The organism is Gimesia benthica (assembly GCF_009720525.1).
Lineage (GTDB): Bacteria > Planctomycetota > Planctomycetia > Planctomycetales > Planctomycetaceae > Gimesia > Gimesia benthica.
Map to the genome: position 1 here is coordinate 1,610,116 of NZ_CP043930.1, position 12,516 is coordinate 1,622,631.

At 54.4% G+C, this 12,516-nt stretch carries 12 protein-coding genes; 6 read left to right on the forward strand and 6 right to left on the reverse strand.

Translation table 11 applies throughout. From position 1 onward, the window contains the following. Window positions 1–7: 7 nt before the first annotated feature. Both F1728_RS06135 and F1728_RS06140 read left to right on the forward strand, forming a co-directional pair. On the forward strand, window positions 8–1,459 hold the full coding sequence (locus tag F1728_RS06135; protein WP_155363355.1) for an MFS transporter: 1,452 nt from the start codon (window positions 8–10) through the stop codon (window positions 1,457–1,459). A 79-nt stretch (window positions 1,460–1,538) separates the two neighbouring features. Further along, window positions 1,539–2,390 carry a sulfite exporter TauE/SafE family protein gene (locus F1728_RS06140; RefSeq protein WP_155363356.1) on the forward strand — a complete coding sequence of 284 codons (852 nt, stop codon included), beginning with the start codon at window positions 1,539–1,541 and terminating at the stop codon, window positions 2,388–2,390. On the opposite strand, the gene F1728_RS06145 is transcribed toward F1728_RS06140, so the two are convergent. Then, a complete protein-coding gene (locus F1728_RS06145; protein WP_155363357.1) occupies window positions 2,360–3,058 on the reverse strand; it encodes a TIGR04282 family arsenosugar biosynthesis glycosyltransferase in 699 nt (232 codons plus the stop codon). The genes F1728_RS06140 and F1728_RS06145 overlap by 31 nt on opposite strands. After that, window positions 3,022–3,765 (reverse strand): TIGR04283 family arsenosugar biosynthesis glycosyltransferase, encoded by a 744-nt coding sequence (locus tag F1728_RS06150; RefSeq protein WP_155363358.1) that lies wholly within the window; start codon window positions 3,763–3,765, stop codon window positions 3,022–3,024. Before F1728_RS06150 ends, F1728_RS06145 begins: the two co-directional genes overlap by 37 nt. Window positions 3,766–4,000: 235 nt before the next feature. On the opposite strand from F1728_RS06150, the gene F1728_RS06155 reads away from it, so the two are divergent. The 4 genes from F1728_RS06155 to F1728_RS06170 all read left to right on the forward strand — a co-directional run bounded on the left by F1728_RS06155 (window position 4,001) and on the right by F1728_RS06170 (window position 8,012). Next, window positions 4,001–5,179, forward strand: a complete 1,179-nt coding sequence (locus F1728_RS06155; RefSeq protein WP_155363359.1) for a methyltransferase domain-containing protein — start codon at window positions 4,001–4,003, stop codon at window positions 5,177–5,179. Between the two features lie 61 nt (window positions 5,180–5,240). Further along, window positions 5,241–6,287, forward strand: coding sequence for an arsenosugar biosynthesis radical SAM (seleno)protein ArsS (gene arsS, locus F1728_RS06160; RefSeq protein WP_155363360.1), 1,047 nt, complete (start codon window positions 5,241–5,243; stop codon window positions 6,285–6,287). 472 nt (window positions 6,288–6,759) lie between these two features. Further along, the gene (locus F1728_RS06165; protein ID WP_155363361.1) at window positions 6,760–7,038 is read left to right on the forward strand and encodes a hypothetical protein; all 279 of its coding nucleotides are present in this window, start codon (window positions 6,760–6,762) and stop codon (window positions 7,036–7,038) included. 152 nt (window positions 7,039–7,190) lie between these two features. Further along, the gene (locus tag F1728_RS06170) at window positions 7,191–8,012 is read left to right on the forward strand and encodes a purine-nucleoside phosphorylase (protein WP_155363362.1); all 822 of its coding nucleotides are present in this window, start codon (window positions 7,191–7,193) and stop codon (window positions 8,010–8,012) included. 44 nt (window positions 8,013–8,056) lie between these two features. Here F1728_RS06170 and F1728_RS06175 read toward each other — a convergent pair whose 3' ends face one another. The 4 genes from F1728_RS06175 to murJ all read right to left on the reverse strand — a co-directional run bounded on the left by F1728_RS06175 (window position 8,057) and on the right by murJ (window position 12,510). Beyond that, window positions 8,057–9,082, reverse strand: a complete 1,026-nt coding sequence (locus F1728_RS06175; RefSeq protein ID WP_155363363.1) for an NAD-dependent epimerase/dehydratase family protein — start codon at window positions 9,080–9,082, stop codon at window positions 8,057–8,059. After that, window positions 9,079–10,023: a UDP-glucuronic acid decarboxylase family protein gene (locus F1728_RS06180; RefSeq protein ID WP_155363364.1), complete on the reverse strand. Its 945-nt coding sequence runs from the start codon at window positions 10,021–10,023 to the stop codon at window positions 9,079–9,081. The genes F1728_RS06175 and F1728_RS06180 overlap by 4 nt, the downstream gene beginning before the upstream one ends. Window positions 10,024–10,162: 139 nt before the next feature. Next, window positions 10,163–10,996 (reverse strand): aldolase/citrate lyase family protein, encoded by an 834-nt coding sequence (locus F1728_RS06185; protein WP_155363365.1) that lies wholly within the window; start codon window positions 10,994–10,996, stop codon window positions 10,163–10,165. Then, a complete protein-coding gene (murJ, locus tag F1728_RS06190) occupies window positions 10,996–12,510 on the reverse strand; it encodes a murein biosynthesis integral membrane protein MurJ (protein ID WP_194242702.1) in 1,515 nt (504 codons plus the stop codon). Before murJ ends, F1728_RS06185 begins: the two co-directional genes overlap by 1 nt. Window positions 12,511–12,516: the final 6 nt, after the last annotated feature.

The following is a 12,516-nucleotide window of genomic DNA, read 5'->3' on the forward strand; positions in this document are numbered from 1 at the left end:
CAGCCTGATGCAAGACGAACTCAAAGAAGACAAATGGTATCACGGCATTTCCCGTTACCAGTGGCTGGTGTTGATTATTGCCTCGCTGGGCTGGGTCTTCGATGTGTTCGAAGGCCAGATCTTCGTCGCCAGCATGAACGAGGCAATGCCTTCACTGATCCGGGTTGAGCCGCTGAGTGAGGAGGAACTCCAGAATCCCCAGAAAGTAGAGGCACACGAGAAAGAGATCTCGGGACGCAAGGCACTCTATAACAATATCGCACTCGGCGCCTTCCTGATCGGTGGTGCGCTGGGGGGGATTGCCTTTGGCGCTTTGAGCGACCGCATCGGCCGTAAAAAGACGATGTCGCTGACGATTCTATTCTATTCGTTCTTTACCTGTCTCTCGGCGTTGTCACAGGAATGGTGGCAGTTGGCCGGGTTCCGCTTTCTGGTGGCCCTCGGTGTGGGGGGCGAGTGGGCGGTGGCGAGTACCCTCGTTGCGGAAACCTTTCCCCCGAAAGCACGCGCCCGTGTGGGGAGTATCTTTCACGCCTCCAGTGTGCTGGGAACCTACCTCGCGATTCTGGCGGGGGCCTTTATCATCGGGAATGAAAGTATTCAGGCCTATGCCAAAGAAGCCGGCATGGAAAGCATGCCCTGGCGGATTGGCTTTGCACTCGGGGTCGTGCCTTCATTCCTGATCATCTGGATCCGTCGTTCGATGCACGAGCCGGAATCCTGGCAACAGGCCCAGGAGGCTTCCCGCGAAGGTGGTGGCAAAAAGATGGGCTCCATCACGGACCTGATGTTGCCCGAGTATGTTAAGGGAACCTGCATCGGCGTGTTACTGGCAGCGATCGGACTGGCTACATTCTGGGGCGTCCACATCTATGGAAAGAATGCATTTTTGAATGCCGTTCAGGCGGACTACCTGGCCGAACAGTTCCCCGGACAGGCCGAGGTCTCTCCCGATGAAAGTAAGGCGTACCTGGAAACGATCAAGGCCCCCCTCAAACGCTGGGAGATGCTGGGAATGTTCCTGGCCACCACCGGCGGTGGACTGGGGTTGCTGGCATTCGGACCGATCTGCGAATGGGTCGGACGCCGGGGGGCATTTTTTCTGTTTCACGTGGGGGGGCTGATCAGTTCCTTACTGCTGTTCCAGGTATTTCATAATGCAACCGTGATCGGCTGCTTTCTGCCCTTGTTTGGTTTTCTGACACTTGGCATGCACGCCGGTTATGCGATTTACTTCCCCGAACTTTATCCCACCCGTATGCGGGGCACCGGTACCGGCTTCTGCTTTAATGCCGGTCGTATCCTGGCTGCACCGATCCTGTTCATCGGGGGCTGGATGCAGAAGGACTGGGGCTATTCACTGGCACAGACAGCAACGATTCTGAGCATGCTGTATATCGTCGGTGCGATTCTGCCCTACTTTGCCCGTGAAACCAAAGGCAGCGAGCTGATGGAATAGTTCCGCTCGCTCCCTTGCGCTCACTCTTGCCTGACAGAGACATGCCGCCGGTGTGGCTCATTGATACGTGTATATAACAATGATGTTTTCTGATCCACAGTTGTGGTTATTCGTCCTCCTTGCTGTTTTCTGTTCTGCGTTGATCCAGGGAATTATCGGCTTCGGTTATGCCATCGTAGCGATGGCGGTGCTGCCTCTGTTACTCAATTTTCGCGAAGCCAATCTGCTCGTGGCATACAGCATTGTGCTGCCGGTAATCTGGACGTTCTGGGCTTACCGCAGGCATTCGAACCTGAAACTGCTGGCGGGAGCCATCATCGGTTCGCTGGTGGGACTCCCCCTGGGGCTGCTGACGTTCACCCTGATCGATCTGGATTACCTGGTACGGGGCACCGGGCTGGTGATCCTGCTGATCGTCGTCGACGGCTTCTTTCAGAAGCCGGTACATGTTGACGAAGGGCCGCAGAAAGCCTCTTCGGTGTGGAGCACATTCGCCGGGTTCTGCAGCGGCTTCCTGGCGGGATCGACGAGTATCGCGGGGCCGCCGATCGTGATCTATGCGATTCGCCAGCCCTGGACGCAGGAACAATACAAGGGCTTCATCTTCGGGTTCTTCATCATGATTTCCATTTCGCGGGCCATCGGTCTGGCTCTGATGGGCTTCGCCACACTCCCCGTGATGGTGACGACCGCGGTGATTGTTCCCTTTGTCTTTCTGGGAACCAAACTGGGCCTGATGCTGGGCCCTAAAATCAATCCGATATTGTTTAAGCGATGCCTGCTCTTGCTGCTGGCGGTCAGTTCGCTGTATATGCTGATCCAGGGCAAGCCGGCGGTTCCTACAGAAAATGAACCTCCGATGGTGGAAATCATCGAACCGGGCGATGGCCAACCGAAGATTCAGACCTTCCCGGAAAAATCATCTCCCTGAAGCCACTCCAGCAGCTGCTGCTGGGCAGGCAACCGGGTTTCCAGCTGCAGAAGTTCCTGAATGAGCGCAGGCAGGTCTGTAATCGTATCTACATCGGTCAACCGGGGCAGTTGATGCACGGCTCCCCAGGATTGCAGCCGTTCACAAAGAACTGACGCGGTCTCGCTTACACTGTAAGGCACACTGTTCCAGAGTTGTTTGTCCAGGCAAACACGCGTCCCAAACAGATAGAAGCCCCCATCTGCAGCAGGTCCCAGGACGAAACGGGGAGGTTTTCCAGGCTGGTCGAGAATCTCAATTGCTTCCAGCAGGATCTCGCGCGACAACTGCGGCGCATCTGCACCGAGAAAAATCACGAACGCGTGCTGTTCCAGTAATTGCTGATTGACGTGGGCCAGTCTGTCTCCGAGTCCCCCTGCTCCCTGCGGGATGGTTGTAAAATCGTTCCAGAGGGGCGCGTCGCAAGCCATCGGTTCCGCGACCGCCCAGTAGGGAACGACCTGTCTCTCCTTTGAGACGGCTGCTACCACTGCCTGCACCGCCGGGGCAGAACGTGTATGAAACTGCTCGGCTGACTGCTGTCCAATGTCGGCCGCCAGTCTTGTTTTTAACGGGGAATACCCCGGGGTCTTTACAAAGACGGCGATTGCGCCTTGCCGTGAAACCATACTCGAATCCGTGCTTTCATCAGTAAATAGAATTGGGGTGTCGCCTGGCAGGCCGTGAGCCAGAGGTGCTGGAGTGTGACCTTGAGCCAGCCCCGCTCCCGATATTTACGGGCGCTCGTGGCAATGTCTGCCCCCGTGCATTTCAGTCGCAGTCCCGCCTGACGGGCTTTCCAGACCAGCAGATGATCTTCGCCGTAAGCCGCTGATTCGTCAAATCCGCCCAGCGAATGAAAGGCATCCTTCTCCAGACAGAGCCCCTGATCTCCAAAGGGCATGCCCAGGAGATGCGAGCGAAGCCAGACACCCCAGCGATTGACGTGCATCAGAAAAAAACTCTGCTCTTCAAACCGCAGATTAAAATAATGCAGTGCCGCTGGGTCCGTTTGCAGGGACTCGAACAGTCTGGAAACGCTGTGTGCAGGCAGACGTGAATCGGCGTGCAGAAACAAAATAAAATGCTGCTGGGCCAGCACGGCTCCCTCGTTCATCTGCACTGCCCGGCCGATCGCAGTCTGCTGCCAGCGACATTGCTGCCGCAGCGGGGATGTCTGCAGCAGCGTCTCCCAGTCAGCGGGCGGAGGTCCGTTTGAGACGAACAGAAACTCGGTTGAATCCGGGAACGCACTCAAATCGGGCAGCAGTTTCATCCAGGATGCATCCCCCTGGAGGATCGGGATCACGACGGAGAGCGCTGCTGCAGAATCCATGGTGTGGAAGGAACTCTTTTTTGAAGAGGGAATCGGAAAATGTGAGGTGCTTCACAGCCTGGAACGTCATCATAGTCCATGCTGTAAACATCCAGAAGTCGCCTGTTGAGGGGAAAGGGAATGTTTATCGATTTCCCGCCGTCGATTATACTGTAGGAACCTGAGAAACAGGTACACCCCCTGATTGGAACTTCCTCTCGCTGTTTCAGCGAACCGGAAAGGAAAACGTAACGCTATGAACTCAGTCAATACACGACAGCAGTCAACCGAAGAGGCCTCGGTCTACAATCGCTATGCCAGTGCGGCACAGGAACGCGAGCAATCACTCTGCTGTCCGGTACAATACAACCCCGCCTACCTGTCGATCATCCCGGAAGAAATTCTCGAAAAAGATTACGGCTGCGGAGATCCGTCACCCTACATTTCTCCGGGAGACACGGTCCTCGACCTGGGATCGGGGGGCGGTAAGATCTGTTATATCGCTTCCCAGATTGTCGGCCCGGAGGGACGGGTGATCGGCGTGGACTGCAATGCAGAAATGCTGGCGCTGGCGAGAAAGTATCAGCAGCCGGTCGCTGAAGAACTGGGATATGCAAACGTGGAATTTCGCTGTGGTCTGATTCAGGATCTGCAGCTGGATCTCGACCTGCTCAACCAGGAACTGGCCCACAGCCCCATCGACAGTCAGGCACGCTGGCTGGAACTGCGTGACCTGGAACAGCGACTGCGCAGTGAATCGCCCCTGATCGCGGACGAGAGCGTCGACTGCGTCGTCTCCAACTGCGTGTTGAACCTGGTGCGGGAAGCGGACCGGGCGCAGTTGCTGCAGGAAGTCTTTCGGGTATTGAAGCGGGGCGGGAAAGCGGTCATCAGCGATATCGTCTGCGATGAAGATGTGCCCCAGGAGATGCGCGATGATCCGACGCTCTGGTCGGGTTGTATCTCGGGCGCGTTTCGCGAAGATGCGTTCCTGTCGGCTTTCGAAGCGGCCGGCTTCCACGGGATGGAAATTCTCAAACGCGAAGAGCAGCCCTGGCAGACCGTTAACGGGATTGAGTTCCGTTCGGTCACCGTCTCTGCTTACAAGGGGAAACAGGGACCCTGCCTGGAACGCAACCAGGCTTTGATTTATCGTGGTCCGTTCAAAAAAGTGGAAGACGACGACGGTCACCTCTACTTCCGCGGGCAGCGGATCGCGGTCTGTGACAAAACATTCAACCTGCTGCAGCAGGCCCCTTATGCGGGACAGTTCCTGCCGGTGGAACCGTACCAGGATATTCCACTTAAACAGGCGACCGAGATGGACTGTCGTCGGAATGCGATTCGAGATCCCCGGGAAACCAAGGGCAAGGGCTTTGATCTGACCACCCAGATTCTGGACTCCTGCTGTACCCCGGACGGTGGCTGCTGCTGACCTGATGACTTGTCCGCAGGCGATTTAACCCAAAGACGACAACGGAAGATCGGGAACGTTTATGCCTTCACTCACACTGCTGCGACAACAGAGCAAACTGGCTGATCCACGCGAGCAGTTAAAGATTCTCGCTGCTCAGGACCAGGTGCCGACGTTTGATGCGCAGCTTGAATCGCATCAACTCCCGCTGTTGCAGGCCCAGACACTGGAAACGCTGCAGGTCAACCTCGGGCGATTGTGCAACATGACGTGCGAGCACTGCCATGTGGACGCCGGTCCGGACCGCAGGGAGATTATGCAGATTGAGAACGTCGAGCACTGTCTGCGCGCCCTGGCCCATCCCGGCTTCCAGACTCTCGATCTGACGGGAGGCGCCCCGGAGATGAATCCCCATTTTCGGCTGATGGTCAGACGTGGTCGCGAGATGGGCAAAAAGATCATCGATCGCTGCAATCTGACCATTCTACTCGCTCCGGGCTATCGGGATCTGCCGGAATTCCTGGCGGAGCACGAAGTCGAGATTGTTGCCTCCCTGCCCTGCTACCTGGAAGAGAATACTGACGCCCAGCGGGGCGATGGTGCGTTTCAGAAATCGATCCAGGCCCTGAAACGACTCAATGAAGTGGGTTACGGGGCTCCCGAATCCCCCCTGAAACTCACGCTGGTCTATAACCCGGTCGGGCACTCCCTGCCCCCCGATCAGGGACAGCTCGAATCTGCCTATCGAGAGCAACTGCGATCGCGGTTTGGCATCGAGTTTACGAACCTGATTACGATCACCAACATGCCCATCAGCCGTTATTTAAGTGATCTGGTTGCGCAGAAGCGACTGGAAGAGTATATGTCTCGTCTGGTACAGGCATTTAACCCGGAGACAGTCCCGGGGGTCATGTGCCGCTCGCTGATCTCGGTCGACTGGGAGGGGTATCTCTACGACTGCGATTTCAACCAGATGCTCGCGCTCCCCGTCTCACAGCCCCGACAGAGACATATCCGTGATTTTGATTATGGATCCCTGCAGGAACGCCCCATCGTGACTCAGCGGCACTGTTTTGGCTGTACGGCCGGGGCGGGATCGAGCTGTGGCGGGGCTCTGAATCCGGGCTGAAACGGGGTTCTTCGAGACCTCCCCCGACCGATTTTGCCTGGCGAAAGCATGCGTTGAAACGGGTATGAAATTCATTTGAAGATTCAATGAATCCCGGCCCCCCTGACTGAGGGGCATCTCCTCCCGCTATTCATGTTATCACTACAGATTCCCCGCCCGGAAACTGGCAGTGTCCGGGCCATTTTTTTTAGTCTGAAGGTGCAAATCGATGATTTTTTCCTCATGTGATTCCACCACTCAGACGGAAATAATTCTATATATTTTCAGTTCATTTTTTTCGCACTTGACAAAGCAAAATAAATAAAATAAAGGGAATATTTGCGGCCGGCAGATTTCGTAGAATCGATGCCAGGTCAGCACTTCCGTGTGTTGACTTGCTCCCTGCGGGGGTAACTCACAACGGACCCCCAACCGTTAAATAATCGTTTAGAGACCTGGAAAGCACATACAACGAAATCACGAGGATGTAACTGTGTTATTAGCTGATTCCCTTCATACCGAATCCCCTGAAGAGCTTGAAACGTTCTCGGATAAGCTCCCCATCGTTTTCTTTTCGCTAGACGATGATGAAGAAAACATTGGCTTTGATGACCTCGAAGATATCGACGACGATGATTTCGATGACGATGATGAATTCGACGACGACGATGAAGAAGAGGAAGACGACGACTTCGATGATGAAGAAGACGATGATTTCGATGACGACGACTTCGAAGACGATGATTTCGATGATGACGATGATATGTTCTAAGTCGTTTCTGAATCAGCTGGGAGGCTCGTGGTTGATCCGCGAGCCTGGCTCTGCTACCTTCCAGAGAGCGGCACGCATTTGACTCTTCTATCAGCCTGCGAGTTTCGTCGCTTCAATCGGCCTCCTCAAGACCTTCACCGAAAGAACATGACATGCAGGGATTGGTTGAACAAGTCAACGATGCCATCGAATTTCTCAATACCCGGATCAATCAACAACCACGCATCGGTCTGATTCTGGGGACCGGCCTGGGCGACTTCACCAAACAGATCGAACAGGACGTCACCATTCCTTACCAGGAAATCCCACACTTCCCGCGTTCGACAGTTGAATCGCATGCCGGGCAGCTGGTGTTTGGAAGCCTGGATGGAAAACCGCTGGTGGCGATGGAAGGCCGCTTTCATTTCTATGAAGGCTACTCGATGAAGGAAGTCACCTTCCCGGTGCGCGTGATGCAGGCTCTGGGAGTGGACACACTGATCGTGACCAACGCATCCGGCGGAATGAATCCTCAGTACCGGCTGGCTGACATCATGATCATCGAAGATCAGATCAATCTGATGGGTGACAATCCTCTGCGGGGCGTGAACGACGACCGGCTGGGCATTCGCTTTCCGGACATGTCTGCCCCCTACGATCAGGAATTGATCAAGCTCGCCGAGCAGACAGCACTGGAACTACAGATCCGTACGCAGACCGGCGTCTTTGTCGCTGTCGCGGGGCCGAACCTGGAAACGCGGGCTGAATACCGGATGCTGCGGTTGATGGGAGCGGACTGTGTCGGCATGTCAACCGTACCGGAATGCATCGTGGCTAATCACGCATCGATGCGGGTACTGGGATTGTCCGTTGTAACAGACCTGTGTCTGCCCGATGCCCTGGAGCCGGTCGACATCAGCAAGATTCTGGCTGTGGCTGCCGAGGGTGGCGCAAAACTCGCCCGACTGATTCCACGGATTATCGAACAGATCTAGACTGACGCGAAGCGTCTATCTGTCACTGATCGCCCGGTAAACTGCTATCCCTGTGGAGTGCCATAGTAGGACAGGTACCATTCCACGAAGCAATCGATGCCTGCTTCAATGGAAGTCGCAGGGGCGAAACCGGTTGCCTGCTGCAGCTCAGAAATATCAGCGTAGGTCTCCAGAACATCGCCAGGCTGCATCGGGTAATTTTCACGAATCGCCGGTTTCCCTACACGCTGCTCAATCACTTCGATGAGTCGCGACAGGTCGACCGGCTGGTGATTACCAATGTTATACAGTCGGTAAGGGGCTTCGATCTGCCGGTCCCGTTCCTCGGGAGTGAGCTCCGCTGCAAAAGTGCTGCGTTCCGGAATCTGTTCGAGCACACCCAGGACACCGGCCACGATATCATCAACATAGGTGAAATCGCGTTTCAGGTTCCCGTGATTGAAAACCTTGATCGGTGTGCCTTCCAGAATGGCTTTCGTGAAAATGTGCACTGCCATGTCGGGACGGCCCCAGGGTCCGTAAACGGTGAAGAACCGCAGGCCGGTTGTGGGCAGATCATACAGATGACTGTAACTGTGAGCGATGAGTTCATCAGCCCGCTTGGTAGCGGCATACAGACTGACCGGATGGTCGACCGGATCGTGCGTGGCATAGGGCGTCTTTTTATTCGCACCATAGACCGAGCTGGACGAGGCATAGACCAGGTGCTGCACCTGACATTTTCGACAGTGCTCGAGCAGATTCACAAACCCGACTACATTACTCTGAACATACTCCAGCGGTTTGAGCAGGGAATTACGGACTCCTACTTCTGCCGCCAGGTGAATCACCTTATCAAACTGCTGCTGCTCAAACAGTTGATCAAAGGCGGCAACGTCAACCAGGTCAATTTCTGCGAACTCGAACTGATCGGACTTCTGTAAGACCTGGAGACGGTCCTGCTTCAACTGCACTGAATAGTGACTGTTGAGGTTATCAATGCCCGTAACGTGATGGCCCTGCTCGAGCAGTTGAGACGTGACATGGAATCCAATGAATCCAGCCGCACCTGTCACCAGAATCTGACTCATGCTGATTCCTGATCCATCAGTTGCCGATAATATTCGACGGTTTTACCCAGGCCTTCTTTCAAAGAAACCTGTGGTTCCCATTTCAGAAACGATTTGGCTTTTGTGATATCAGGACAGCGCTGCTTGGGATCATCCTGAGGCAGTGGTTCATGGATCAGTTCGGATGAAGAATCCACATGCTCCAGGACCGCTTCGGCCAGTTCGAGCATTGTGTTCTCTACCGGATTACCGAGGTTCACCGGGCCGGTAGTTTCTTCCTGCTCCATCATCTTCAGAAAACCGCTGATCAGGTCATCGACGTAACAGAAGGAACGGGTCTGCTGACCGTCACCATAGATTGTGATCGGTTCGCCCCGTAAGGCCTGGTTGATAAAGTTGGAGATCACGCGACCGTCATTGGGATCCATCCGCGGTCCATAAGTATTGAAAATCCGGACGAGGCGAATCGGAACCTTGTGGGCGTGATGGTAGTTGACACACAGGGATTCCGCGATGCGTTTCCCTTCGTCATAACAGCTGCGTGGCCCAAGGGGATTCACATTGCCCCAGTACTCTTCCACCTGGGGATGGACTGTTGGATCACCGTAGACTTCAGACGTGGAAGCGTGCAGGACTTTGGCCCGGCAGCGTTTTGCCAGACCGAGCACGTTCACCATACCGACGGTTGAGGTCTTGATTGTTTTGATGGGGTTATACTGATAGGCAACCGGAGAAGCGGGGCAGGCGAGATTGTAAATCTCATTCACTTCGAGGTAGATCGGATGCACGATATCGTGGCGAATCACTTCAAATCGGGGATGGCCGATCAGATGAGCGATGTTCCGTTTATTCCCCGTGAAGAAATTATCCACACAAATAACATTCTTCCCCTGCTCGATCAGCCGGTCACAGAGGTGGCTTCCCAGAAAGCCGGCACCGCCGGTTACTAATACGGAATTCATCAGCCGCTATCATCCTTCAGCTTGAATGGGAATTGCTTTAGAGAACCTGAAGGTTCACAGATTTTTTGAAACCCCGGCTGGGGCGACATTTTGCTGCACGTGACATTTTCAACTCGCGGAGCACGCGAGTGAGTCTCTCTCAGGAGGCGTTTCGCTCGGACAGTTCATCGCGTGCCACCTGATTGATCGCATGGTAAAGTGTCTGTTTATCCTGTTCAATTTCAAAATCAGACCGCTTGAGCAGCTCTGCAAAATGCTGATCAACTTTCTCCAGTTCCAGAGGCAGGTCGATCTTTTCCTGAAGTTCCTGCAGGCTGTGCGCCAGTTGATGAAACGATCGAGACAGAATCACCCACTCTGAACCCAGGCGGGCATGTTCGGATAATACCAGGCGGCCGGAAACCAGGCCGGTGTCCATGGTCGAAATCCCACCAATTCCAAAGGGAACATTCGCCTCGCGACAGATGGCTGCCATTTCTTCCACCATGCCGTTGGACATCAGCTCAAACATGAAATTGAGCTCCAGGTCGAGGTGCAGATCATTCAGACCGATGTGTACCTGAGAGACTCCCGGCAATTGTACGATCTGATCGAGCTGGTCCATCGCACCAACGGTCTCCACGAGTGGCACAACCTGAGCCCGTGAATTGACGCGATCACAGAACCACTCGATTTCTTCTACCGAGCGGAACATGGGCAGCATCAGGGCATCGGCGCCCTGCTCGATGACCTGCTCGATCTCCTCGGCAGAATTGGGATTCAATGGATTGACCCGGACCAAAACTTCCGCCTGATTTACCACCTGTTTTACGCGAGAGATATTTTCCACGCGATGATGTGAAATGACAGTATCTCTGTCTCCCTGTCGATCGACCTTGCCGAGCAGTTCCAGGTCAATGAATATACGACCCACCCCGCACTGATCTACGTACTTTGCGATCTCAGGGCAATCGGTGATATATAGATACTTCATTATAAAGACAGCTTCCTGTGGAAACGCGGGAGGTGATTCTTCAGGATCACCAACACGGCCCCAAAGCAGAATAATCCCACGAATCCCGAATAGATAACCAGCATTACCGGTTCCGTAATCACTCTTAACATCATAGCGGAAAAGGTGATTCCTGAGAATGTCAGCAGAACCAATGCGGCACAATGTTTCAAATTGACCCCTTCAATGACAGAAACCCGCATTTTCAGATACAGCCCGACGGTCAGCATCAGAAAATGAAACCAGCTGGTCAGCACAAACGCGAGCATGACGCCGGAAATCCCCATAAAAGTACGTAAAATCAGCGAAAATACCACCAGACATACCAGAGAAATCAGGCTGAACCGGAAAGGAATCATGGTTTCGTGACGGGCATAGAAAACATCCATCGTCAAAATAGACATGATCAGGGCCGGCATCGCTAAAATTGCGATCTGCAATAATTCTGCTGTCCGTGCGACATCATATGCGGAAAACTGACCACGCTGAAACAGAAAAGAGATCATCGGTTCAGCGCAGCCGTAAATCACTACTGTCACTGGAATTGAGATCAGCAGGATCAGACCCGAGGCCTGGCTGATCATGCGGGAACCGTCGGCTGACTTCCCTTCAGCAAAAGCATGGCTTAATCGTGGGAAAATGACCATTGTCAGAATTGCTCCCAGCAGTCCCCGCGGTAATTCCACCAGTTTCTGGGCATATTCGAACAGGCTGATTCCCCCCGTGTAGGCAGAAGCGAAGGAGCGTGAAACGACGGGGAACGCGATCACCAGACCGATGGCGGTCAGCGCCTGAAAATATTTGACCAGCAGTCGCCGATCGAGCGTTTCGAATTTCAGTAAATTCTGTAACCCGCCCCGCAGGGTGCCCTGGAACAGACAGGGAACCATTTGTGTCACCAGGCGGAACACGGCCGCGGCCACCACCGCCCAGGCCAGGATCTGAAGCTGATCCGCGTTGACCCAGAATAGAATCGCCAGAATGACGATCAGGTTAAAAAACAGATTGCCATACGCGGGTACCAGTGGTTTATGTTGAGACTGCAAAACTGCGCCGGTAACCGCCGTAACCGCCGAGATCGGGAAGGCCCACAAGACGACCACAATCAGTGGGCTGGCCTGACTGATCTGCGCTACCGAAAATCCGGATGCGAGCCCCTGGGTAAACCAGGGAGCCAGTGCTGCCAGAATCAACGCCAGGATTCCAGAAATAGCAGCAACAACGACCATTGTCTGTACAATCAACTGGCTGGCTGTCTGACCGGAGTCCGCCTGATTTCGACGATGAATTTCAGGAACGAGAACCGCTGCCATCGCCCCGCCAATCAGCATGGAATTCAAAAAGTCTGGTACGGAAATAATTAACACGGCCAGGTCGTTGGCATAGGAAACCCCCAGAACCGTGGCCAGTCCCAGCACGCGCAGCAGGCCGGTCAACCGCCCGAGAATCATGGCGATGGCGACAAACAGTGCTGAGATGGAAACAGAACGTGACATAGTCTT